The following is a 22421-nucleotide window of genomic DNA, read 5'->3' on the forward strand; positions in this document are numbered from 1 at the left end:
ACTCATGTTTGTTTCACCCCTTCGTTCAACACTTCTGCGATATGCATCACTTTGATCGGGTGCCCTTGTTTATGTAGGCGGCCGCCGATATTCATTAGACAGGAGGCGTCAGCACCGATCAAGACGTCCGCTCCCGAGTTTAAAATCGATGCCACTTTCTCATCGACCATCTGAACCGACACGTCCGGCATCTTGACGGAGAACGTCCCGCCGAACCCGCAACAGTTATGGACGTTTTCAAGCGGCAACATCGTCAACCCGTCGACGTTCCGCAACAGTTGTCCCGGGGCCGCTTCAATCCCGAGGAGCCGGGTCATATGACACGAGGCATGATACGTTGCTTTCGCCGGGAACTTCGCCCCGACGTCTGTCACTTCGAGAATGTCGACGATGAATTGGGTCAATTCGAACGTCTTCGACGCATGGGCCTCGGCCCGCGTCTTCCAGACAGGGTCGTCTTTGAACAAGTGTGGGTAATCGCGCATCATCATGACGCATGAACCCGACGGTCCGACGATGTAATCGGCATCCGCCTTTTCAAACGTCTCGATCATATGTTTGGCGACTTTTTTCGTCTCTTCATGATACCCGCTGTTATAGGCAGGCTGACCGCAACACGTCTGCTCGAACGGGAAACTGACGTCACAACCAAGATGTTCTAATAGTTCGACCGTCGCTTGTCCTACCGATGGGAACAACGTATCGGAGAGACAAGTGACGAACAGCGCCACTTTAGGCATGTTCATTCCTTCTTTCCTGTAAATAGTTATATTCGTAAACGGTTTCAACGCCATTATTCCATAACATCAGGATGAGAATAAAGAAAAATGGGACGATTCTCACAAAAAATTGTAAAATCCTGTCTAATTGAGAACGGGATGATAATGAATAGACGTTCACACCTTTTCTGCTATACGACAGTCATTCCCTGATTAATAACAGAAAAACCCTCGTCTTCCGACGAGGGTCAGTTTAAATATTATAGGAAGAACATTTCCAAAATGAACAATCCTGCGAATAAGTAGATGAGTGGATGGACCGTCTCTTTGTTCATCGCTTTAAAGATCGGATAAAGGATGAATCCGAAAGCGATTCCGCGCTCGATGCTCCCCGACAGCGGCATGATCAGTATCGTCATGAACGCCGGGAAGTACTCGCTGAAGTCCGACCAGTCAATGTAGCGGACGTTCGTCAACATGAGTGCGCCGACGATGATGAGCGCCGGTGCTGTGATGGCAGCGACACCTGAGATGGCACCGATGAGCGGGCTGAAGAAAAGTGTGAGTCCGAACAAGCCAGCGACGACAGCCGTCGTCAAACCGGTCCGTCCGCCTTGGGCGACACCGGCGGCCGATTCGATATACGCCGTGGACGGGCTCGTCCCGACGAGCGATCCGCCCATCGTCGCGAGTGAGTCAGCGAACAACGCGCGATGTCCGTTCTCGATCGTGCCGTCCTTTTTCATGAGGCCGGCTTGTTTGCCGACACCGACGAGCGTGCCGGTCGTATCGAACAAGGTGACAAGGAAGAATGACAAGACAGCGCCGAACAGTCCGTATTGGATCACATCGGTGAACGCCGTGACCGGGTTGACCATGAGCCCTTCCGGCAACGTCGGCATCGCCGTCACGCCTTCAATCTTCAACAGACCCATGAAATAAGCCGCGATGCCCGTGACGACCATCCCGATGAGGAGTGAGCCTGGCACGTTCCGGGAGAACAGAAGTGCCGAGACGATCAAACCGCCGAGAACGAGCAAGACGCTCGGGGACGACAAATCACCGAGACGTACGAGGTTTGCCTCGTCGGCGACGATGAGTCCTGACAGCTTTAATCCGAGTGAAGCGATGAACAACCCGATTCCGGTCGTGATGGCGTGCTTGAGTGACGCCGGAATCGCTTGAATCAGTTTCGTCCGAATTGGGGACAACGACAAGATTAAGAAGAAGACAGACGAGACGAAGACGACACCGAGCGCCGTCGACGGGGCAATTTGCTGTTGAGCGACGAGCGTGTATGCGAAGAATGCGTTCAATCCCATACCCGGGGCGACAGCGATCGGTAGATTGGCGTAAAGTGCCATCAAGCCGGTCCCGATCAAAATCGCGATAATCGTCGCCGTGAACGCCTGGGCGAACGGGATGCCGGCGTCCGATAAAATCGCTGGGTTGACGACCGAGATGTAAGCCATCGTAACGAACGTTGTGACCCCTGCGGTCACTTCTTGTTTAACGTTCGTTCCATGTTGTTCGAGACGGAATAAGTTCATAGAGAAAACTCCTTATAATGATGAATTTCCGAACATTCAATTCGGATATCAGATAAAACAGACGTTATCAACTTGATGACTATACAAAAAGGAAGAAGTATCGTCAATGTTTTTAAGCAAAAAGTCTAAAAAATTCTAATCGGAGTAGATAATGTTCGGAAATAGGTGGAAGCGAAAATAGTTCTTGCTCTGAAACGCGTTTCAGGAGGTACGGTGGAATCAAAGGAGGGGAGCCTGATGAATCCAACGACGTGGAAGACGTGGTGTAGCGGTATCGTCTATGAACTCGTGATCAATCAGTTGTACACACCGCTTGGAAAGATGTTGTGCACCCATTTCCAAGATGAATTTCTTCAATTGCCTATCGAGGAACGGTTCCGTCTCGTCCAAGCGATTCGGTCCCAAGTGATAGACAAAGGTGACAGTCAGGAGGCGCAGTGGGTACACTATATGCAAAGACTGACGAATTGAGGTGAGACAAGTTGGCGAATATTCGAGACATCGCCAAACGTGCCGACGTATCGGTGACGACGGTATCGCGCGTGATCAATGAACATCCCTACGTATCGACCGAAAAACGTGAGCGGGTGCGACGCGCGATGGAAGAACTCGGTTACTTGCGAAACCAGCAAGCGCTCACGTTATCGACGGGCCGGACGCAACGGTTCGTCGTCGTCCTGCCTTACATGGACCATCCGTACTATGGATTGTTCGTCAACGGACTGGCGAAAGCCGCACTGGCGAAAGACTATCGGCTCGTCATGTGGCAGACGGAGTATCGGCTCGACCAAGAACGGCAAGCGCTCGATTTGTTGAAGCACCGGGAAGTAGATGGCGCAATCGTGTTGTCGCATACGATGACGTTCGAAGAAATGGAGACGTATCGTGCATACGGACCGGTCGCCGTCACAACCGTCGGGGCACCGGAGACGATTTCGTCTGTCCATGTCGACCATTACACTGCCTTTTGCACCGGTTTGCGCTTGTTGGCGCAATCTGGTTACGAGGACGTGGGCATCGTCTTGTCGAGACCGGATAGTCCTAGTTCCATCGCGCGTCAGCGGGCGTACTTCGATGAAGTGGCGTCCGCGCGTGAGCGATGGGTATGGAGCGGTTACTTGACGAGCGAGGACGGTATTCGGTTGGCGTCGGTATTCTTGTCTCAACAAGAGCGCCCCCGCGCGCTCTTTTTCTCGTCTGACTATGTCGCCCTCGGTTTTTTAGGAGAGTTGCGCCGGCGCGACGTGCGAACCCCGGAAGACGTTGCGATTCTTGGCTTTGATGGACACCCGATCGGACAGGCGTTCGGCTTGGCGACGATGCACGCACCGAACGAAGACATCGGGCGTACGCTGTTTGATGTGACCTTCAATGAGATGAACGGATGTGCGCCGACGACGAAAAGCTTGGTCGTCACATATCTTCCCGGCACGACGCTCTAGGCAACTTCCTCGCTCGACTATTTAGAAACGATTAGAATGAAGACAGAAGTCGAGAGGAGGATGTCAGATGAAGATCAACGTGACAGAAGAAGCGCTGCAATTCTTTAAAGACGAGATGGAAGTCGAAGCGGGCCAAACGGTGCGTTTGTTTGCCAAGTACGGGGGATCGACCGATTTGACGCACGGTTTCTCGGTCGGGGTCATCACGGAAGACATCGACAACGCTGCTGTTGAGACAGAGGCGGACGGGATTCGTTTCGTCGTCGCCGAGCAAGATGAGTGGTTGTTCCAAGGGCAAGACGTCAATGTCGAGCTTCGCGGGGACGAGGTCGTGTTCGTTCAAGCGTGACATCACAGTTTATTTACAGATTCGAGACATCCGTTTGAATCAAATCTCCTTCGGGAACAGTCTACGACAAGACAATCAACCGAAAGGATGAGTCAGATGTCAGAAAAAGATAAACGTGAACAAGAAGAACGCGAGCAATTAAAACGCGATCAACCCGATATCTCACACGAGGAAGATTCAAAAGGGGATCATTCAGACCTCGAAGAGACCGATGAAGACGAACAATCGTAAAGAGCCGCCCTTTGGCTCTTTTTGTTTTGGAATTGAAAGAACGGGGATTGACGTTATAATGAATGAGGGAAAACTATTTTTAGTGAGGAGAATGAACTATGAGTACAGTACTTGTCTTCGGACACAAAAACCCAGATACGGATACGATCTGTTCGGCACTCGCCTACGCAGAACTTAAGAAAAAATTAGGGATGGACGCAGAAGCGGTCCGTCTCGGTGAAGTGAGCAACGAGACGCAATACGCACTCGACCATTTCCGGGTGAAAGCGCCTCGTCTCGTCGAACGCGTATCGGATGAAGCGAACTCGGTCATCTTAGTCGACCATAACGAATTCCAACAAAGCGCGGACGACATCGCAGACGTCCGCATCCTTGAAGTTATCGACCATCACCGCATCAGCAACTTCCAGACGGCAGACCCGCTCTACTACCGGGCCGAGCCAGTCGGTTGCACAGCGACGATTTTGCTCAAACTCTACAAAGAACACGGCGTTGAGATTGCGCCGGACATGGCCGGATTGATGCTCTCGGCAATCATCTCGGATTCGCTCCTCTTCAAATCACCGACGTGCACGGACGAGGACGTCAAAGCAGCGAAAGAGCTTGCTGAAATCTCTGGCACAGATGTCGAGACATACGGTCTCGAGATGTTGAAAGCCGGTGCCGACCTTAGCCAGAAGACGGTGGCAGAACTGATCACACTTGACTCGAAAGAGTTTGCGATGGGCGACTATCGTGTCGAAATCGCACAAGTGAACACGGTCGACGCAAACGACGTCTTGAACCGTCAAGCTGATGTCGAGGCAGCGATGGCTGTGAAAGTGTTAGACAAAAAACTCGACTTGTTCGTCCTCGCCATCACGAACATTTTGACGAACGACTCGGAAGCACTCGTCGTCGGAGACAAGCATCACTTGTTCGAAAAAGCGTTCAACGTCGAACTCCAAAACGGACTCGCGACATTGCCTGGCGTCGTATCACGTAAAAAACAAATCGTTCCTGTCTTGACAGAGACGGCGACGAAGTAAAAGATCGGTGAACATCCTGTGTGAGCAGGGTGTTCACTTTTTTGTGTATTTGGAAAAAATAGCCTTATAATAAAAAGGGAAGAACGTGAAACGAATTAAACGATGAACGGGGAGAGCAGATGAACAATAAGCGAATCGGCTGGATGATGGGACTTGGCTTCGGGGTGTGCGCTGGTATTTTTTACTTAGGGAATTTGCTGACTGTTGACCCGGCGGACATATCGGGGAACGGGAACCCGGCGTTCCTCGGTCTGTTTTTTCTTTTCTTTTTCATATTGTTTTTCATGCTCGGTTGGATGGAACTGATGGCGAACGTGCGCACGCGCTTGTTATGGAGCGGCTTCCTAGTCCTCCCGCTGATTTTTGTTGCGGCGTACCGGTATCAGATGAATGAATTCGACCGATACCGGACGTACGTGAAGGATATCGTCATGAATCAAGTAGGTCGTGGAGACTTGGACTACGCGAACAGCATCACGAGCGATGTCTTTTCCATCTACATGAACAACCAGCTGTTCAACGTCAACACGTTCTTCATGTATGTCGGGTTGACGCTGTGGATCGGGATTGCGCTGATGTTGTGGCACCGTTCCCCTTTCATGCAACCGAAACTAAACCGCTGAACGTAAAAAAAGGCTCGAAGCGTCTGCTTCGAGCCTTTTTAATGATGCTTGTTAGGATTTTTGTTGCAACCCATACGTTCCGATGCGCCACAACTTCTCGAACGGACCGTAGCGATGCGACTTGAGCCACCACATCGAGAAGAACGCTTGCGCGATCAAAATCGCGATGCTTACGAACACTCCTTGCGTCAACGACAGGTGTCCGTAATAACCGAGTGAGATCACGGGAATCACGACAACGAGCGTGTGCGTCAAATAGTTCGTCAGCGCCATGCGACCGAGTGCCTGAAGCGGACGGAACGCACGCCCTTTGCGAACGGCGATCGTGAACAAACAGACGTATGTCGTCGCGAGCAGTTTCCCCGAGACGAGGACGGCAATCAAGTTGACCCAATAATACACGTACCCGTCCCCATAATGATGCCACAAGATGACGCCGAAGAACGGCAGGGCAAGTACGGCACAGATGATCGCTGTTCGAGTCAAACCTTGGATCGTCCAGGTGAGTAGCTTCCGCTCTCGTCCGATATAGAGACCGAACAAGAACAGGCTGAAGATCTCCACACCGACGAGAAGGGAGTTCGAGATGGCAGAAAAGATTTCAACGTTAAGGCGATAATCGAACCAAGCGCCGAATCCGTCATTATATGCAGTCGGGAATGGAGTCCCGCCATAGAAATTACCGCCGTTCGTCCATTCCACGAGCGCAGATGATACGTAAAACAAGAAGAAGCTCCCAATCAACAAACTCCACGCCCATGTCAAAATCGCGCGATTGCTCAACCCATAAAACAATGGGAGCAATAAGCCCCACATCGCATACGTATGTAAGATGTCACCCGACCAGATGGCCAGGTGAGCGAGTCCGAATAAAAATAGAACGACGATGCGCCGGACGTAACGGCTCGCCGACTCCCCACGCGCATACGAGCGCTCGAGGAAAATCGAGAAGCCGATTCCGAATAAAAGCGAGAAAATCGTATAAAACTTCGTCTGGATGAACAAGTCGAACAACGTCCGGACGACAAGGTCGCTCCCGTAGTAGTCGGGGCGACCGAACATCCAGTCGCTTCCGAGCATGCTTGGGATATTGACGAGAAAGATGCCGCATAAGGCAAATCCTCGAATGATGTCGTACAGCACGATGCGTTCGTTCAGTTGGATCGGGCCATTCATGCGACACTTCCTCTACAAATTAGAATACTTTCGTCGTCCACGACTCGCAGTTCCAGACGTCTGTGACGATGTCTTGATAGAACTCCGGCTCGTGACTGATGAGCAGGATACTGCCTTTATATTCTTTCAAGGCGCGTTTCAACTCTTCCTTCGCGTCGACGTCCAAGTGGTTCGTCGGCTCATCGAGAAGAAGCAAGTTCGATTCGTTGTTTTGGAGCTTACAGAGACGGACTTTCGCCTTCTCCCCCCCGCTAAGGACGGCGATCTTACTCTCGATATGTTTCGTCATGAGACCGCACTTCGCGAGCATGGCCCGGACTTGTTGCTGGTTGAGTGACGGGAACTCACTCCAAATCTCTTCGATACACGTGTTGTTGCTGACGGCCGCTTCTTGTTCGAAGTACCCGATCTCTAAGAACTCGCCGCGTTCGACCGTTCCTTCGAGCGGGTTGATCATGCCGAGTAGACTCTTCAATAGCGTCGTCTTTCCGATCCCGTTCGCACCGACGAGAGCGATCTTCTGGCCGCGCTCCATTTGGAGGTCGAGCGGACGTGAGAGCGGCTCATCGTAACCGATGACGAGGTCTTTGGCGTCAAAAATGAGTCGGCCTGACGTACGTGCCTGCAAGAAGCGGAACTCTGGTTTCGGGCGTTCGGCGCTCAGTTCGATGACGTCCATCTTATCGAGTTTCTTCTGACGTGACATCGCCATGTTGCGCGTCGACACGCGTGCCTTGTTGCGGGCGACGAAGTCTTTCAAATCGGCGATTTCCGCTTGTTGGCGCTTATAAGCTGACTCGAGCTGCGACCGTTTCATTTCGTATACTTCCATGAACTTGTCGTAGTCGCCGACGTAACGCGACAAATCTTGGTTTTCCATATGGTACACCAAGTTGATGACGCTGTTTAAGAACGGGATATCGTGCGAAATCAAGATGAACGCGTTGTCGTAGTTCTGAAGGTAACGCTTCAACCACTCGATGTGGATCTCGTCCAAATAGTTGGTCGGCTCATCGAGGAGGAGGATGTCCGGCTTCTCAAGCAACAACTTCGCGAGCAACACTTTCGTCCGTTGTCCACCTGAAAGATCGGCGACGTCACGGTCGAGTCCGACGTCTAAAATACCGAGTCCACGGGCGACTTCTTCGACTTTCGCATCGATGATGTAAAAGTCGTTCGAGTCGAGCGTCTCTTGCAGTTCGCCGACTTCAGCGAGCATGTCGTCCATCTGTTCCGGCGTTGCGTCACCCATCTCCATGTAGAGTTCGCCGATGCGTGTCTCCATGTCGATCAAGTATTGGAACGCGCTTTTCAACACGTCACGAATCGTCATCCCGCGTGCGAGGACGGCGTGTTGATCGAGATAACCGACACGGACGTTTTTCGCCCACTCGATTTTCCCTTCGTCCGGTTGGAGTTTGCGTGTGATGATGTTCATGAACGTCGATTTTCCTTCACCGTTCGCTCCGATGAGGCCGATGTGTTCGCCTTTCAATAGACGGAAAGACACGTCGTTTAAAATGGCGCGGTCACCGAAACCGTGGCTCAAGTTTTGTACCGTTAATATACTCATAATTCGTATTCGTTCCCTTCAAATTTGACTATCCGATATTGTAGCATGAATTCAAAAAAATTAGTACGCCAGTCCAATCGATTGGCGGATGAAGAGCTGGTCTTCGGCGGCATTCAACATGAACTGGGCGACGTCGGCCCGTGAAATCTGTTTCCCGTTGTCTGGAATGCCATCGACGGAGACGCGATATACCGACGTCCGTGGACCGTCTGTCAATTGCATCGGCCGCACGATCGTATAATCGAACGACGAGTTACGCCACAGGTCGACCGCGGCCCGGTGATCACGGAGCGGCTTCCGGAGCATGAACGTCACGACCGTTCCGGCGATGCCTGGAATCTCTTTGTCGATGCCGGCCGACGCGAGATAGACGATGCGTGTCACGCCGTTCGCTTTCATGGCCGGGACGAGCGCATCGGTTACGCGGGCAAGGAAGTCTTCATCTGAAAGATCAGTTCCAAGACAGCAGATGACCGCGTCGTGTCCAACCATGGCGTCCGTCAAGGCAGAGACGTCCATCACGTCGCCCTCGATGATTTCAAGTTGCGGTGTCGGAATCAATTTTTTCTGTTCACGGACGAAAGCCGTCACGTGATGGCCGTGTTCTGTCGCTTGGTCGACGAACTGGTGACCGGTCCGGCCGGTCGCGCCTAATACAAATAGCTTCATCGCATAATCGCCCCCATCCTCGTTCGTATACGTTCAGTATACAGCAGTTTCAGAAAAATCGAACTTTTGACCGTTTATTCAGAAAGTGTTGCTTTTCCAAATATATCGTCTACAATAAGTTTTATCTTATAAATAAAAGATTCGCACTCGTATATCCGTGAGAATATGGCTCACAAGTCTCTACCGAACCACCGTAAATGGTTCGACTACGGGTGGCGCTAGTCGTGTGTATTCGTTGTGTCTCCATGCGGTTCGTTGCCTCCCGAGTTGGGGTGACGAATCGCATTTTTTTGTTGGAGGGAAAAACAATGAAGCAGTTAGAAGACAAGATCAGAGATGAAGGACAAGCGTTATCCGAACACGTATTGAAAGTCGATGCGTTCTTGAATCACCAAGTCGATCCCGCATTAATGCAGGCGATCGGCCGTGAATTTGCCGAGCGATTCCGTAATGAACAGATCGACCGGATTGTCACGCTCGAATCGAGCGGGATTGCCCCGGCGATGATGGCGGCGCTCGAGCTTGGTATTCCGTTCGTGTTCGCCCGGAAACGGAAATCGCTCACACTCCAAGACGACCTCGTTGAAGCGGACGTCTATTCGTTCACAAAACAAGAGACGAACCGGATCAGTTTGAGCCGCCGTTTCGTCAATCCGGGAGACCGTGTACTCGTCATCGATGATTTCCTCGCAAACGGAGAAGCCGCTCTCGGTTTGACGCAGCTCGTCGAAGCGGCCGGCGCGACGGTCGCTGGTGTCGGGATCGTCATCGAGAAGTCGTTCCAACCGGGACGGGAGAAGTTGCTGGCGCAAGGCTACCGCGTCGAGTCGCTCGCGCGCATCGCAAAGCTTGAAGCAGGACACATCTCATTCGTGGAGGGCGTTCGATGAATACGTTCAAAACTGCCAGTCTCGGGTTTCAACACTTACTGGCCATGTACACAGGGGCTGCCATCGTCCCGCTCATCGTCGGTGGTGCCATTGGGCTCGGTCCGACCGAACTCGCGTACCTCGTCGCCATCGATTTGTTCATGTGCGGGATCGCGACACTGTTACAAGTGTGGACGACACGTTTCACTGGTGTTGGCCTCCCAGTCGTGCTCGGCTGTACGTTTACCGCTGTCGGTCCGATGATCGCCATCGGCAACTCAAACGGGATCACGGCCATCTATGGGGCGCTCATCGCCAGCGGAATCATCGTCATCTTGATCTCAGGGTTCGTCGGCAAACTGGCGCGTTTCTTCCCGCCGGTCGTTTTAGGTTCGGTCGTGACGATCATCGGGCTATCGCTCATCCCGGTCGCCATCAATGATATCGGAGGCGGAATGCCAGGTGAGCCTGGCTTCGCTTCAATGCAAAACTTGGCGCTCGGCGGGTTGACGATTGCGCTCATCATCGTCTTGAACCGACTCGGAACGGTGTTTACGCGTGCCGCCGCCGTTCTGTTCGCTGTCTTGATCGGGACGGCTGTCGCTGCGTTTCTCGGACTTGTTGATTTCAGCCCGGTCCGTGATGCCGGTTGGTTCCAAATGGTGCAGCCGTTCTATTTTGGGATGCCGACGTTTGACGTCTCGGCGATTATCGTCATGACGCTCGTCGCCATCATCTCGATGATCGAATCGACGGGTGTGTTCTTCGCGCTTAGCGATATCACGAAAAAACCAATCGGGTCGAATGAGTTGACGAAAGGGTACCGAGCTGAAGGCGTCGCCACAATTTTGGGCGGCATCTTCAACAGTTTCCCGTACACGACGTTCAGTCAAAACGTCGGGCTCGTTCAACTATCCGGTGTGAAATCGCGCCGTGTCATCTTCTGGACGAGCGGACTGTTGATCTTACTCGGTTTCTTGCCGAAAGTCGCGACGTTCACGACACTCATCCCGAAACCGGTGCTCGGCGGGGCGATGCTCGTCATGTTCGGGACGGTTGCCGCATCCGGGATTCGCATCTTGAGCCAAGTTGATTTCTCGAAGAACGAAAACTTGATCACGATTGCGCTGTCGATTGGAATCGGCCTCGGAATCACCGCGAATCCAGCCATTGTGGCCAATATGCCAGACGCGATTCAACTGTTCACCGACAGTGCCATCGTCGCCGGTTCTTTCACCGCCTTGTTCTTGAACGGCTTCTTCCGTCTTGTCGACCGTTTCCGTCCGGTCGCAGCCGTTGCCGAGGAACGGCAAGTCAGCTAGACTGAAAGCAACTACGCAACAAGGGGGAACAAGCATGGGAAAAACAGCACTCGTGGTCGGCGCGACCGGTCTGATTGGCCGTGAACTCGTTGAGCAGTTACTAGAAGAAGAACGGTACGACGCGGTATGGATTGTCGTCCGCCGCACGAAACGGTGGAGTCATCCGAAGTTACATGAGGTCGTTGGCTTTGAACACATGGACGAGGCGCTACCGCACATCGATGACGTGTACTGTGCCCTCGGAACGACGATCGCCGTCGCAGGGTCGCAAGAGGCGTTCAAGCACGTCGATCTTGAGTTGCCACTCGAAGTCGCGCGCGTCGCAAGACAACACGGTGCCACACGTTACGCCGTCGTCTCGGCACAAGGGGCATCGCTTCGATCGCCGTTCTTCTACAATCGGGTGAAAGGGGAACTCGAGAACGGACTGAAAGTGTTCGGTTTTGAACACTTGGTCATTGCGCGCCCGTCGCTTCTGCTTGGAGAACGGGACTCGTTCCGGCTCGGGGAGAAGACGGCAGAAGTATTGAGCCGTCCGTTCCAAACGCTGTTGCTTGAGAACATACCGGATGCGGCTCCGATTCAAGCGCTCCACGTGGCCCGCGCGTTAATTATCGCCTCGGAAGAAGGGCAAGGCACAGAAGTGTTGACGTCCGGAATGATGCAGCGGATCAGCCGATGAGACAATTGACGAAAAGACGCACGCAAGCCGTCTTGATCGACGGTGTCATTGCCGGACTCGTCAGTTATGGCGTGGAGCAACTCGTTCGAAAGAAAGTGAAGAGCGAGTTCGTCCATGCCGTCATTACCCCGACGCTCGTCTCTTACGCTCTTGAGGCATGTCAAATGAGCCGAGGCGGTCAAACGATTGGCTACAAACTGATGGGTCTCGAACTGAAGAACGATGACGCGACCCCGGTCACGGCCGAACAAGCGTTCAAACGGGCGCTCCACCGCGACACGCTCTCGATTGCGGCCTACTTTAAAGACCGCACGCACTACGAAGCGGAAGACGGTGCCGTCTTGCCGCATGATGCGGCGTTCCATATGCACGTAAGCGAAAAGAACTGACCTCTCGCGAGGTCAGTTCTTTTTTAGTCGTGGATACGGCTCAAGATAGCCGTCGTCAACGCGACCACGGTTCCGAGGACGAGTCCGTTTGAGAAGACAGTCGCGAGAAGCGGCGGTAAATCGTTCATCGCGCCAGGCGGGAGAAGCATGGCTCCGGCCCCGATGACGAGCGGCAGGCCGACGGTGAGCGACGCCGTCTTCTGGTTCAATTCAAACGCCGCCTCGTTGATCCCGATGATGATCATCGTCGCGATGAGCGGGGTGACGATGGCATAGCCGACCGCGGCGGGGATGCTGGCGATGAGCGATACGAACGGTCCGATCAAGGCGAGCACCATCATCAAGGCGTGGGCGACGAGGTGCGGGGCACGATGGACACTTTCTGTCGACGATAAGAAGCCGGCAGTCCCGGAAATGGCGACCGGTCCTGGTGTTCCGAACAAACCGGCGACGATTTGACTGACACCGCTGACGACACCTGACGCCGGGACGTTGCCTTCGACTTGTTGTTTCGTCCGCGAACTGACGATGCGTTCAATCAATTTGATGTTCGCGAGCACGTTCGTCATGAGCAAAAGCGTGATGACGAACGCTGTCGGAAGTAAGTTCCAATCCCATACCCAAGCGCCGAACGGGAACAGTTCTGGGACGAGGAACCATGAATCGGAATGAATGATCGGGTTACCAAGCCCAAGCAGATTAAACAGGCCGAACCCGACGATGAGCGTCATGACGAGACCGTACTGTTTGAAACGGCTTCGTTCGAGCGTGAGCGCGAACAAGACGAGTCCAGCTGTCGCGACGGCCTGGACGGTGTTGATCCCGTCATCGGTCACACCGAAGCCGCCTTTAATGACGGCACCCGATAATTGGAGGACGAGCAGGATCATGTAAACGCCGAGCACTTGCGGCGTGAACAGCGACAACATGCGCCGGAGCAGCCCGGTGACGGTCATGATCACGCCGAGCACCCCGCTCAAGAACAGCATAAAGCCGAGCGCTTGAAGCGTCTCTTGCCCGCTTCCGTAAAGGGCTGGACCGATCGAAGCGTAAAGCGTGAACACACCCCACCAAATGCCGGCCGGTCCTTCTAAAATCGGCAACCGATGGCCGAACAGCGTCTGGATGATGCTGAACAGTGCGAAGACGAACAGTGAGCGTGAAATGAACGTCATCGTGTCGGCCGGCGACAGTTCAAATAAGGCAGCAATCGCGAGCGGTGGTACAATGTTCGTAGCTAAAATAAAAATAAACCACTGAATTGTCGTGGTTACAGAACTTTTGGTCATGGTGTCCCCCTGGTATTTCCCTTTTTTATTACTAGTGTACCGTGACGAGGAAATGGATGCAAATGGAGGTATATAATGAAGAAAAAACTGAAGTGGGTTGGGCTTGGCCTGTTCGGACTCATTTTGGTCGCCGTCATCGGCTTCCTTGTGTGGACGCAATTGACGTATGGACCGACAGAGGAAGCGCTCGGTTACGCGGCCGAGGCGACGGAAGTGGACAATCGGCTCGAATTCGGGGACCCGAAGAGCGAGGTCGGGATCATCTTGTATCCGGGAGCGAAAGTCGACAAAGAAGCATACGCTTATTACGGCGCACAGTTGGCGGAAGAAGGAATCTTTGTCGCGATTCCGTCACTCCGGTTGAACTTAGGGATTTTAGATATCGATGCGGCAGAACCAATCATCGAGGCACACCCGAATATCGAACGTTGGATCGTCGCTGGGCACTCGCTCGGCGGGTCAGCAGCGTCCGGATTCGCCCTCGAGAACGAGGGTCTCGTCGACGGTGTCATTTTCCTCGCCTCGTATCCGATCAGCTCGATGATAGAGAGCGAGCTGCGTGTGTTGTCTGTCTCAGGCGAAGTGGACGGCTTGGCCACGCCGGCCGATATCGAAGCGAGCCGTGAGGACGTCCCGAGTGACGCCACGTTCCATCAAATCGAAGGCGGCAATCACGCCAACTTCGGCATGTACGGCCCGCAGGACGGGGATAACGATAGTCCGCTCAGCGCGAAAGAACAGCTCGACGAAACGATTGCACACATATTGAATTGGTTATGAAAACAGCGTGCCCGCATCGGGCACGCTGTTTTAACGTCAGTCAAGACGATAGCTGATTGCTGTCAATAGCGCGGTCACGAGGGCGACGGCGCCTCCAACGAGGGCGAGCGTCATGACGGGTGCATTCGCATAGACGAGTCCGCCAAGCGCTGACCCCATCCCGATCCCGACGTTACTTGCGACAGGCATGAGTGACGAGGCGAGACCTTTCGCGTCCGGATTGAACTTCTCGGCCAAGTCAATCAAGTAAATTTGCGTCGACGTCGTGAGCAAGATCGCCATGAACGACATGAGTGCGATATTGATGAGGCCGAGCGTCACGTTCGCGGTCGTCACATAGAGCGCGGCGAGCACGAACGCCTGGATGAGAAAGACGAAGCGAAGGCGACCGATCGGATTGTGGCTCGCAATCTTTCCGGCCGCCATGTTGCTGAAAATCGAGATGAACCCGTAAGCGAACAGGATCGGGCTGACCCAAGCAATCGGCACCCCGAGCACCCCTTTTAAGATCGGGACGAGATACGTGTAGACGACGTACGTCGCACCGAAACCGAACGCCGGGATAAAGAAGGCGATTAAAATGCGGGGATTCGTTAACAGACGCAACTGGTCAGCAATCGACGTCCGCGCGCTCGTCAACTGACTCGGTACGACACGGTAGACGGCGAAAAATGCGACGACTCCTAAAGCGGTCGTCAAGATGAACGTCGTTTCCCAGCCGCTTCGTTGACCGATGAACGTGCCGAGCGGGACACCGAACACGTTCGCCATCGTGAACCCGCCGAAGATGAACGAAACGGCGATCCCGCGCTTTCCGGGCGGTACCGATTCGCTGGCGACGAGCATCGCGAGCGAGATGAGGACACCGGTCACGACGGCAGTCAACATCCGGAGTATGAGCAAGATGCCGTACGTCGGCGCCAAACTGCTGAATAAGTTAAAGACGATGAAGCCGAATGTGAGGACGAGCATGAGTTTTCGTTTCGGCAAATGGCTCGTGAATGACATCGTGAGCGGCGTCCCGATGGCGAACGTGATGGCGAACGCCGAGACGAGCGTACCGGCTGTCGCAATCGAGATGGACAGCCCGTCAGCGATATCCGGCAAGATGCCGACGATGACGAACTCGCTCGTCCCGAGCACGAATGTGAGGAGGGCGAGTGATAAGATAAGCGTCCAGTCGGTGCGACTGAGCGTTGAAGAAGTCGTCAAAATGAATCACTACTTTCAAAAATATAGTTGTTAGACATCAGTCGTTTCCAACGATACCGAAATTTCGTCAAAAGCAAAACCCTTTTCTCTCATCGAGTGAGAGAAAAGGGTCAAGTCAGCGCCAAAACGCGGTCGCTTCGACACCGGCATGATCGGAGACGACGGGGCCGTTCTCGCCGTCAAAGACGACAGCGTGCCGAGACACGTGAATCGGCGCGTTCGTCAACATCAAGTCGATTCGAAGCGCCTGCTTGTTCTCGTCCCATCCGGCAATTTTGCCTTGGACGGTGGCGTCACCTTCCCGTTCGGTCGCGAGGAAGAACAAGTCTTGGAGCCCGTTGTCCATCAAGTAATCATAACCTTCACCACGCAAAAAGGCGTCATTATTGAAGTCACCGAGGAGCAAGGCGCGGTCGTCGTCCTCGACACGCCGGAGCAATTCATCAAGTTGATGACGGACCGGCTCTTCCTCGTCGTGCCACCAGCCGAGATGACAAGAATAGACGGCCGTCGGCGCATCAAATCCGTCAACCATCGCTTTGACGATTTTTCGGGACTTGTAGTTGTTCGGGTCGGTCGTCTTCGAGACGAAGAACGATTCGGTTGCGAGGAATGGCGTCCGGGACAGGATGGCGACGCCTTCTTCATAAATATCATAGCCGTAATGAGCGAAGTCCCACGTCATATAGTACGTCACACCGACTTCTTTCAACCGTTCGACGAGTACGTGGGCGAAGTTATTCTCACGGATGATGCCGTCGACGATCGGTGCCTCTTTATGTTGGTTCACTTCTTGCAGCGCGATGATGTCATACTCTTCGCTCGCGATCCGTTCGACGATGGAATCAATTTTTTCTTGTTGGCGGTCTTCTAACCAGGCGTGGCAGTTGAGCGTCAAAATGTTCACGATGATCCTCCTTTAGAAAAAACAGGCCAACTCGTGCGAGCTGGCCTGTTGATTATGCTCCGATGACGTCTTGAATGTCTGACTTCAATACGTCGGCTTTCGGGCCATAGATTGCTTGGACCCCACGGTCTTTCAAGATGAGACCCATGGCGCCGTTCTTTTTCCATTCGCTCTCTTCCGAGACGAGCGACATGTCTTTCACCGTGACACGAAGGCGTGTCATGCAGGCGTCGACGTCTTCGATGTTCTCTTCCCCACCGAGGAGGGCGATAATCCCCATGACCTGCTCGTTGCCGGTCATTGTCGATTTCTCGCTCACTTCTTCCATATAGTTACCGTTGCGTCCTGGCGTCGGCAAGTTCATCTTCTTGATGAAGAAGTTGAACACACCGAAGTTGATGAAGAAAAACGCGATGGCGACGAGGAAGAAGTTGATCAAATCTTGAAGAAGACCGGCTTTCACGATCATCGGGATGCGTGTGAGCAACTCGATGGCACCGAACGCGTGAACGCGAAGGTCGATGATATCCGCCAAGGCGAAGGCGGCACCGGCCATGAGCGCATAGACGACGTAAAGCACTGGCGCGACGAACATGAACATGAACTCGATCGGTTCTGTGACACCTGTCAAGAAGACAGCGAGACCGGCCGATAGGAACATCGGCTTGTATTGTGCTTTCTTGTCAGCGTCGACGTTGCGGTACATCGCATAGGCAGCACCGATAAGCGCGGCGAACGACAAGAGCACTTGTCCGACTTTGAAGCGGGCTGGTACAACATCAGCGAGTAACGTGTTGTAAGCAGCCGTGTCCCCAGCGGCGCGAAGGTTGACGAGGTCCGTTACCCATGCCAACCAGAGCGGGTCTTGTCCGGCTACGACGGATCCGGCCGTTGCCCCTGTCAAAATCGTATACGTGCCACCAAGTTCCGTATAGTTCATCGGGACGGTGAGCATGTGGTGCAATCCGAACGGCAAGAGCAGACGCTCGAGTGCCCCGTAGATGAACGGTGCAAGGACCGGTGCCGTGTTACGCGACGTCGCGATCCACTCACCAAAGCTATTGAGTGCCCCTTGAATCGTCGGCCAAATGATTGACAGCGCGATTGCCGCGACGACTGAACCAAGGATGACGACGAACGGGACGAAACGCTTTCCGTTAAAGAACGAGAGGGCGTTCGGCAATTTGTTGAAGTTGTAGAACTTGTTATAGAGCGCACCACCGAGGAAACCGGCGATGATCCCGACGAACACACCCATGTTGAGGGCTGGTGAGCCGAGGACTGATGTGAAGTAGTCGGCGACGACGAGGTCGGCTCCGAAAAGCGACTTCACGGACGCTGTAGAGTCTTGAAGCATGGCACCGTTGACGTTGAAGATGGCGCCAGTGACGCGGTTGATCAAAATGAAGGCGATGAGTGCCGCGAAAGCACCGCCGGCTTTATCTTTTGCCCATGAGCCACCGATGGCGACTGCGAATAAAATATGTAGATTGACGATGATGCCCCAACCTAAGTCTTCAATGATGCGAGCCGTCGTCAGTAAGATACCGACGTCTCCGGCGGACATACCGATCAATTTACCGATAGAGATCATAAGACCGGCAGCTGGCATGACGGCGATGACGACCATTAACGCCTTGCCGAGTTTTTGCCAAAAGTCGAACGAGATGAGTTGTTTCATGCTATACGCTTCCTTCCTGTGCGGAACTTTTTATCTGGTTAATGCGAATGCTAATGCAATCGCTTGCATAAATGATTGTAATCGATTGCATAGATTTGTGCAACCGGTTTCCTAATTTTCATTTATTTTCATCGGCGAGCCGATCGTGCCATTCGAGGCGGCAACTTGTCAGGCGAAACGAATCTCGCTACAATACTAAAGGTTGAAAGGGGCGAGAATCATGGGTTGGAGACAGACGACGTCCGCTTTGTCGAAAGAGGAACAAGCGGTCTTATTAGATGAGTTGCTACAGACAGGTATATTGAAAGAAGAGGACAGATTGTTGTACGGGCTCCTCATGCCGGATCGGGTCAAGCGCATGTACGACGTCCTCGCACTGCGGACGAACCACATTACGATTTTGACCGAAGGGGTAGACGACCCGCACAATCAGTCAGCGGTACTCCGTTCGGCCGACGCGTTCGGTGTCCAGACGCTTCACGTCGTCGAGGGACGGGCCAAGTTCAAACCGAACTCGATTATCGCGAAAAGCGCCGATCGCTGGGTCGATGTCGTCGAACATCCGTCGATTGAGGAAGCGATTGACCGCTTGAAGGCGGACGGGTATCAAGTGTTCGCGACGGCATTGAGCGAAGAAGCGATTCCGCTCGAGGACGTCGACGTCACGAAGCCGACCGTGCTTTTGTTCGGGAATGAGCATCACGGCGTCTCCGAACGTGCCCTTGCGAAGGCGGACGGGAATTACATCATCCCGATGCAAGGTTACGTCCAAAGTTTGAACATCTCGGTCGCCGCCGCCATCTCTCTGTATGATGTCACGACACGGGCGAGGCACGTGGTGACGGAAGGTTACGGATTGACGATCGCCGAGAAACAACGGGTGCTCAAAGACTGGATGGTCAAGAGTTTGCCGAAGCGTTCACTCGGGGTGTATAAGCAAAAAGGTTTGACCGCTTTTGAGCGGGAGACAGGAAAATCTGAGTAGACGGCGAAGTAAACAGGCGTACGCGCACTGTTCACACGTTGAAAGGGGATGGAAAGATGAGTACGACCAGTTCATTTATCGTGAAAGATGTGACAACGAACTTTAACGAATTTGAAGAGGAGTTCTTTAATCTGTACCGCCGCCTGTATGGCGACATCGATCAACTGCGTTTCAAAGAACGACTGTATCGTCACGCCAACCCGCTCGTATTGCTCGCCTTCTCGGAAGACCGGCTCGTCGGCTTCAAAATCGGATATGAGGCTGAGCCGTATCGCTTCTATAGCTGGGCCGGCGGCGTGCATCCGGAGTTCCAAAAACATGGGATCGGCCGCAAGCTGATGGACACGCAACTCGAATGGGTGAAAGCGCAAGGGTTCCACTCGATTCGGACGAAAGCGCGCAACACGAACAAGGGCGTCATCATCTTGAACTTGTTGTGCGGGTACGACATCATGGGGGCGTATACGGAAGATAACGAACCACGCATCATGATGGAGAAACAATTGAACTGACGATTGAGCCGTGGCGAGTGCCGCGGCTTTTTTTGTAGGCATGAAACCAAACGAAGCGGCGTCCGTATAAAGGAAAAAAGGGGGAGAGGACATGGTCAACACGTTCGCGTTCGGGGAAGAAGGATACATCGATTCGACAGGGATGGGAGATTCTTTTTTTAGTGGGATGTTCAGTATTTTTCCGATTTTTATTATCGGCATTGTGACCGTGATTATCATCGCTATTATAGGCATGATTCGCCAAGTAACGAAGACGAAAGGTCTGTTGAAAGATATGCAACGCTTTGCGACGGAACTCGCTGACCATCCGGACGACGAGGCGGCGAATCGGCTCGCAGATTATTTGCGGGACGTGACGTCGTTCCCGATCGATCGGACATACATGGAGCCGTTCCGGGTCGCACTCGGCAGTTACCAGTTGGTCATGGAGTCGCCACACGTAAGCGACGAGACGAAGGCGCGGGTCGACCGCCAATACAAGCGGCTCGGCATATTGGACGGGGATAAGTTCGCCGATGAGCCGGCTCCGCGACGTAGTTCGAGCTCGCATCACCATCACCACAACGACCATCATAATCATCACATGTAAAACGCGTCGGGATTTGTCCGACGCGTTTTTGTTACATATAGCGGCTCGGATCGAAGTCGATTTCTGTCCGGTAATTGGCCGCGTCGATGGCGCTCGAGATTCGATTTGTCCGTTTCTCGACATCGCGTGCCTTCAACCGGTACAATTCCGGATCGTAGAGGGCATGTTTGATAATGACAGATTTTCCGCCATAACTCGATTGAAATTCACGTTTCGGCCGTTCGGCCAAGTCTTGATACATGCGGGCTTGAGCCTTCAATTGAATGGCGAACTCCATCGCTTCGACGAGCGGGAGCGGTCCGTCATTCGTCTCGATGATCGTTTGTAAGTTCGATTCACAGATCAGCCGGTCAAGGCGGCGCAAATCGGTGCGAATCGCTTGCAGCTCGACTTCGATATCCTCGATCGAACGGGATTGGATGGTCGGGAGCGGTTCATCTGTCTCAAGTTCGATGAACGCGACCCGCTCCACTTCCTCTGACAACTTATCAATCTGCTTTAAGAGCAGGCTCTTCAACTTGATGGCATCTGCCAAATACATAGGGATTCCTCCTTCTGCTTTTTTTAACCGTACCATAAGGCGCTCCCTAAAAAAAGGAAGGCGTTACTTTTGCGAGTCGAGGCGATATGATGAAAGAAAGAGAGGGGGCCGGCCGATGAACAAATGGAAAACGCAGTGGATGATCGCGATGGTGTTGCTCGTATTCGGGACAGCGACGCTCCTCTATCAGTGGATCGACTTGCGACCAGGAGAGATCCGCGATTACATCGTCCAGTTTGGCTGGCTCGCCCCAGTCGTGTACATCATCCTGTTCACCGTTCGCCCATTGATTTTATTTCCAACGTCCGTCTTGTCCGTCGCGGGCGGACTGGCGTTCGAGACGTTGCCGGGTGTCGTCTATACGGTCATCGGTGCCACGCTCAGTGCGCTCGTCGCCTACTATGTCGCGATTCGGTTCGGAGACCGCTTTTTGCGACATTTTGAATCGAGTGAGTATGAAAAAATCCAACACAAAATCGAGGAGGACGGTTTTTTTTACGTGTTGATTTTACGGTTGATTCCGCTCGTCAACTTTGACTTGGTCAGTTACGCCTCAGGGCTCGCGAAAGTGAGACTCCCGGCCTATGTATTCGCGACGATGGTCGGCATGGTCCCGGGTGCGTTCGCGAACAACTTCCTCGGCAGCAGCATCGCGAGTGGCGACTTGAAGATGGTCATCCTCGCCCTTGCCGTCTTCGTCGTCTTGACGCTCGTCGCGACCGTGTTCCGGGAACCGATCAAGCGACAGATCAATCGCTATAAAAAGAAGTAGACGCTCCTCGTCGGGAGCGTCTACTTTTTGAATTAACGGTTGTCGACCGTCTCCGGGTATAAGTCGTGATTGAAGAGGCGATGTTCGGCCATCTTCTCGTATTTCGTTCCAGGTTTTCCGTAGTTGTAGTACGGATCGATCGAGATGCCGCCGCGTGGCGTGAACTTGCCCCACACTTCAAGGTAGCGCGGTTCCATCAACTTGACGAGGTCTTTTCCGATGACGTTGATGCAGTTCTCGTGGAAGTCCCCGTGGTTGCGGAAGCTGAACAAGTATAGCTTGAGCGATTTCGACTCGACGAGTTTTTCGTCCGGGATGTACGAGATGTAAATCGTCGCGAAGTCCGGCTGATTCGTGATCGGGCAGAGCGACGTGAACTCCGGGGCGTTGAACTTCACGAAGTAGTCGTTTTCCGGGTGACGGTTCGGGAACGCTTCGAGCACGTCCGGTGCGTATTCAAAAATGTATGGGACGCTCTTCTGTCCGAGGAGCGACAAGTCTTGTAAGTCTTCTGGTCTCATATTCATTCTC

General features: G+C 53.3%; 26 protein-coding genes and 1 riboswitch. Of the genes, 15 read left to right on the forward strand and 11 right to left on the reverse strand.

All coding sequences use genetic code 11. From position 1 onward, the window contains the following. Positions 1-2: 2 nt before the first annotated feature. Positions 3-740 carry a (Fe-S)-binding protein gene (locus tag JJU47_RS09220; RefSeq protein ID WP_228618532.1) on the reverse strand — a complete coding sequence of 246 codons (738 nt, stop codon included), beginning with the start codon at positions 738-740 and terminating at the stop codon, positions 3-5. 239 nt (positions 741-979) lie between these two features. Then, a complete protein-coding gene (locus JJU47_RS09225; RefSeq protein ID WP_228618535.1) occupies positions 980-2269 on the reverse strand; it encodes an NCS2 family permease in 1290 nt (429 codons plus the stop codon). Between the two features lie 237 nt (positions 2270-2506). Between JJU47_RS09225 and JJU47_RS09230 the strand changes: the two genes are divergently transcribed. The 6 genes from JJU47_RS09230 (at position 2507) to JJU47_RS09250 (ending at position 5942) form a co-directional block, all read left to right on the forward strand. Further along, positions 2507-2740 carry a hypothetical protein gene (locus JJU47_RS09230; protein ID WP_228618538.1) on the forward strand — a complete coding sequence of 78 codons (234 nt, stop codon included), beginning with the start codon at positions 2507-2509 and terminating at the stop codon, positions 2738-2740. Positions 2741-2751: 11 nt separating this feature from the next. After that, positions 2752-3711 (forward strand): LacI family DNA-binding transcriptional regulator, encoded by a 960-nt coding sequence (locus JJU47_RS09235; RefSeq protein ID WP_228618540.1) that lies wholly within the window; start codon positions 2752-2754, stop codon positions 3709-3711. Positions 3712-3778: 67 nt separating this feature from the next. Next, on the forward strand, positions 3779-4060 hold the full coding sequence (locus JJU47_RS09240) for a HesB/YadR/YfhF family protein (RefSeq protein ID WP_228618543.1): 282 nt from the start codon (positions 3779-3781) through the stop codon (positions 4058-4060). A gap of 96 nt (positions 4061-4156) precedes the next feature. Next, positions 4157-4291, forward strand: coding sequence for a hypothetical protein (locus tag JJU47_RS14625; RefSeq protein WP_300997752.1), 135 nt, complete (start codon positions 4157-4159; stop codon positions 4289-4291). A gap of 98 nt (positions 4292-4389) precedes the next feature. Beyond that, a complete protein-coding gene (locus JJU47_RS09245; RefSeq protein WP_228618547.1) occupies positions 4390-5319 on the forward strand; it encodes a manganese-dependent inorganic pyrophosphatase in 930 nt (309 codons plus the stop codon). A gap of 119 nt (positions 5320-5438) precedes the next feature. Continuing rightward, positions 5439-5942, forward strand: coding sequence for a hypothetical protein (locus JJU47_RS09250; protein WP_228618550.1), 504 nt, complete (start codon positions 5439-5441; stop codon positions 5940-5942). A gap of 51 nt (positions 5943-5993) precedes the next feature. Here JJU47_RS09250 and JJU47_RS09255 read toward each other — a convergent pair whose 3' ends face one another. The 3 genes from JJU47_RS09255 to JJU47_RS09265 are packed head-to-tail and all read right to left on the reverse strand — an operon-like array spanning position 5994 to position 9360. Continuing rightward, positions 5994-7118 carry a DUF418 domain-containing protein gene (locus tag JJU47_RS09255; protein WP_228618552.1) on the reverse strand — a complete coding sequence of 375 codons (1125 nt, stop codon included), beginning with the start codon at positions 7116-7118 and terminating at the stop codon, positions 5994-5996. A gap of 19 nt (positions 7119-7137) precedes the next feature. Then, entirely contained in the window at positions 7138-8691 is a 1554-nt protein-coding gene (locus JJU47_RS09260; protein ID WP_071398843.1) for an ABC-F family ATP-binding cassette domain-containing protein, read from the reverse strand. Between the two features lie 60 nt (positions 8692-8751). After that, positions 8752-9360 carry an NAD(P)-dependent oxidoreductase gene (locus JJU47_RS09265; RefSeq protein WP_228618554.1) on the reverse strand — a complete coding sequence of 203 codons (609 nt, stop codon included), beginning with the start codon at positions 9358-9360 and terminating at the stop codon, positions 8752-8754. A 127-nt stretch (positions 9361-9487) separates the two neighbouring features. Further along, a riboswitch (purine riboswitch) is annotated at positions 9488-9589 on the forward strand. A 79-nt stretch (positions 9590-9668) separates the two neighbouring features. Between JJU47_RS09265 and JJU47_RS09270 the strand changes: the two genes are divergently transcribed. From JJU47_RS09270 to JJU47_RS09285, 4 genes are read left to right on the forward strand one after another with little or no spacing between them, the layout of a single operon-like run. Further along, positions 9669-10250 carry a xanthine phosphoribosyltransferase gene (locus tag JJU47_RS09270; RefSeq protein WP_228618557.1) on the forward strand — a complete coding sequence of 194 codons (582 nt, stop codon included), beginning with the start codon at positions 9669-9671 and terminating at the stop codon, positions 10248-10250. Then, entirely contained in the window at positions 10247-11551 is a 1305-nt protein-coding gene (locus JJU47_RS09275; protein ID WP_228618559.1) for a nucleobase:cation symporter-2 family protein, read from the forward strand. Before JJU47_RS09270 ends, JJU47_RS09275 begins: the two co-directional genes overlap by 4 nt. 34 nt (positions 11552-11585) lie before the next feature. Continuing rightward, positions 11586-12233: an NAD(P)H-binding protein gene (locus tag JJU47_RS09280; RefSeq protein WP_228618562.1), complete on the forward strand. Its 648-nt coding sequence runs from the start codon at positions 11586-11588 to the stop codon at positions 12231-12233. Further along, a complete protein-coding gene (locus JJU47_RS09285) occupies positions 12230-12622 on the forward strand; it encodes an RDD family protein (protein ID WP_228618565.1) in 393 nt (130 codons plus the stop codon). Before JJU47_RS09280 ends, JJU47_RS09285 begins: the two co-directional genes overlap by 4 nt. Positions 12623-12645: 23 nt before the next feature. Here JJU47_RS09285 and JJU47_RS09290 read toward each other — a convergent pair whose 3' ends face one another. Then, complete coding sequence (locus JJU47_RS09290; RefSeq protein WP_228618567.1) at positions 12646-13911, reverse strand: purine/pyrimidine permease; 1266 nt, start codon at positions 13909-13911, stop codon at positions 12646-12648. A gap of 75 nt (positions 13912-13986) precedes the next feature. On the opposite strand from JJU47_RS09290, the gene JJU47_RS09295 reads away from it, so the two are divergent. Next, complete coding sequence (locus tag JJU47_RS09295) at positions 13987-14691, forward strand: alpha/beta hydrolase (RefSeq protein WP_228618570.1); 705 nt, start codon at positions 13987-13989, stop codon at positions 14689-14691. Between the two features lie 36 nt (positions 14692-14727). On the opposite strand, the gene JJU47_RS09300 is transcribed toward JJU47_RS09295, so the two are convergent. The 3 genes from JJU47_RS09300 to JJU47_RS09310 form a co-directional block, all read right to left on the reverse strand. Next, a complete protein-coding gene (locus tag JJU47_RS09300; protein WP_228618789.1) occupies positions 14728-15906 on the reverse strand; it encodes an MFS transporter in 1179 nt (392 codons plus the stop codon). Positions 15907-16018: 112 nt separating this feature from the next. Continuing rightward, positions 16019-16810 carry an endonuclease/exonuclease/phosphatase family protein gene (locus JJU47_RS09305; RefSeq protein ID WP_228618573.1) on the reverse strand — a complete coding sequence of 264 codons (792 nt, stop codon included), beginning with the start codon at positions 16808-16810 and terminating at the stop codon, positions 16019-16021. A gap of 52 nt (positions 16811-16862) precedes the next feature. Beyond that, positions 16863-18491 carry a PTS transporter subunit IIBC gene (locus tag JJU47_RS09310; protein ID WP_228618575.1) on the reverse strand — a complete coding sequence of 543 codons (1629 nt, stop codon included), beginning with the start codon at positions 18489-18491 and terminating at the stop codon, positions 16863-16865. Positions 18492-18711: 220 nt separating this feature from the next. Here JJU47_RS09310 and JJU47_RS09315 point away from each other — a divergent pair, with 220 nt between their 5' ends. From JJU47_RS09315 to JJU47_RS09325, 3 genes are all read left to right on the forward strand, one after another. Continuing rightward, positions 18712-19476, forward strand: coding sequence for a TrmH family RNA methyltransferase (locus tag JJU47_RS09315; protein WP_228618577.1), 765 nt, complete (start codon positions 18712-18714; stop codon positions 19474-19476). Between the two features lie 56 nt (positions 19477-19532). Next, positions 19533-19988 (forward strand): GNAT family N-acetyltransferase, encoded by a 456-nt coding sequence (locus JJU47_RS09320; protein WP_228618580.1) that lies wholly within the window; start codon positions 19533-19535, stop codon positions 19986-19988. A 91-nt stretch (positions 19989-20079) separates the two neighbouring features. Then, the gene (locus JJU47_RS09325) at positions 20080-20577 is read left to right on the forward strand and encodes a hypothetical protein (protein ID WP_228618582.1); all 498 of its coding nucleotides are present in this window, start codon (positions 20080-20082) and stop codon (positions 20575-20577) included. A 31-nt stretch (positions 20578-20608) separates the two neighbouring features. On the opposite strand, the gene JJU47_RS09330 is transcribed toward JJU47_RS09325, so the two are convergent. Next, positions 20609-21118: a DIP1984 family protein gene (locus tag JJU47_RS09330; RefSeq protein WP_228618584.1), complete on the reverse strand. Its 510-nt coding sequence runs from the start codon at positions 21116-21118 to the stop codon at positions 20609-20611. Between the two features lie 115 nt (positions 21119-21233). On the opposite strand from JJU47_RS09330, the gene JJU47_RS09335 reads away from it, so the two are divergent. Then, positions 21234-21890 (forward strand): TVP38/TMEM64 family protein, encoded by a 657-nt coding sequence (locus tag JJU47_RS09335; RefSeq protein ID WP_228618587.1) that lies wholly within the window; start codon positions 21234-21236, stop codon positions 21888-21890. 32 nt (positions 21891-21922) lie between these two features. Here JJU47_RS09335 and queF read toward each other — a convergent pair whose 3' ends face one another. Then, entirely contained in the window at positions 21923-22411 is a 489-nt protein-coding gene (gene queF, locus JJU47_RS09340) for a preQ(1) synthase (RefSeq protein WP_029333812.1), read from the reverse strand. Between the last annotated feature and the right edge of the window lie 10 nt (positions 22412-22421).

It is taken from the genome of Exiguobacterium sp. (assembly GCF_020832205.1).
GTDB lineage: Bacteria > Bacillota > Bacilli > Exiguobacteriales > Exiguobacteriaceae > Exiguobacterium.

Coding starts and splice junctions, on each gene's coding strand:
- JJU47_RS09270 (WP_228618557.1), top strand. CDS start 9,669: ATGAAGCAGTTAGAAGACAAGATCAGAGATGAAGGACAAGCGTTATCC.
- JJU47_RS09325 (WP_228618582.1), top strand. CDS start 20,080: ATGGTCAACACGTTCGCGTTCGGGGAAGAAGGATACATCGATTCGACA.
- JJU47_RS09230 (WP_228618538.1), top strand. CDS start 2,507: ATGAATCCAACGACGTGGAAGACGTGGTGTAGCGGTATCGTCTATGAA.
- JJU47_RS09250 (WP_228618550.1), top strand. CDS start 5,439: ATGAACAATAAGCGAATCGGCTGGATGATGGGACTTGGCTTCGGGGTG.
- JJU47_RS09280 (WP_228618562.1), top strand. CDS start 11,586: ATGGGAAAAACAGCACTCGTGGTCGGCGCGACCGGTCTGATTGGCCGT.
- JJU47_RS09240 (WP_228618543.1), top strand. CDS start 3,779: ATGAAGATCAACGTGACAGAAGAAGCGCTGCAATTCTTTAAAGACGAG.
- JJU47_RS09225 (WP_228618535.1), bottom strand. CDS start 2,269: ATGAACTTATTCCGTCTCGAACAACATGGAACGAACGTTAAACAAGAA.
- JJU47_RS09310 (WP_228618575.1), bottom strand. CDS start 18,491: ATGAAACAACTCATCTCGTTCGACTTTTGGCAAAAACTCGGCAAGGCG.
- JJU47_RS09220 (WP_228618532.1), bottom strand. CDS start 740: ATGCCTAAAGTGGCGCTGTTCGTCACTTGTCTCTCCGATACGTTGTTC.
- JJU47_RS09260 (WP_071398843.1), bottom strand. CDS start 8,691: ATGAGTATATTAACGGTACAAAACTTGAGCCACGGTTTCGGTGACCGC.
- JJU47_RS09285 (WP_228618565.1), top strand. CDS start 12,230: ATGAGACAATTGACGAAAAGACGCACGCAAGCCGTCTTGATCGACGGT.
- JJU47_RS09315 (WP_228618577.1), top strand. CDS start 18,712: ATGGGTTGGAGACAGACGACGTCCGCTTTGTCGAAAGAGGAACAAGCG.
- JJU47_RS09295 (WP_228618570.1), top strand. CDS start 13,987: ATGAAGAAAAAACTGAAGTGGGTTGGGCTTGGCCTGTTCGGACTCATT.
- JJU47_RS14625 (WP_300997752.1), top strand. CDS start 4,157: ATGTCAGAAAAAGATAAACGTGAACAAGAAGAACGCGAGCAATTAAAA.
- JJU47_RS09290 (WP_228618567.1), bottom strand. CDS start 13,911: ATGACCAAAAGTTCTGTAACCACGACAATTCAGTGGTTTATTTTTATT.
- JJU47_RS09265 (WP_228618554.1), bottom strand. CDS start 9,360: ATGAAGCTATTTGTATTAGGCGCGACCGGCCGGACCGGTCACCAGTTC.
- queF (WP_029333812.1), bottom strand. CDS start 22,411: ATGAGACCAGAAGACTTACAAGACTTGTCGCTCCTCGGACAGAAGAGC.
- JJU47_RS09330 (WP_228618584.1), bottom strand. CDS start 21,118: ATGTATTTGGCAGATGCCATCAAGTTGAAGAGCCTGCTCTTAAAGCAG.
- JJU47_RS09245 (WP_228618547.1), top strand. CDS start 4,390: ATGAGTACAGTACTTGTCTTCGGACACAAAAACCCAGATACGGATACG.
- JJU47_RS09255 (WP_228618552.1), bottom strand. CDS start 7,118: ATGAATGGCCCGATCCAACTGAACGAACGCATCGTGCTGTACGACATC.
- JJU47_RS09275 (WP_228618559.1), top strand. CDS start 10,247: ATGAATACGTTCAAAACTGCCAGTCTCGGGTTTCAACACTTACTGGCC.
- JJU47_RS09320 (WP_228618580.1), top strand. CDS start 19,533: ATGAGTACGACCAGTTCATTTATCGTGAAAGATGTGACAACGAACTTT.
- JJU47_RS09335 (WP_228618587.1), top strand. CDS start 21,234: ATGAACAAATGGAAAACGCAGTGGATGATCGCGATGGTGTTGCTCGTA.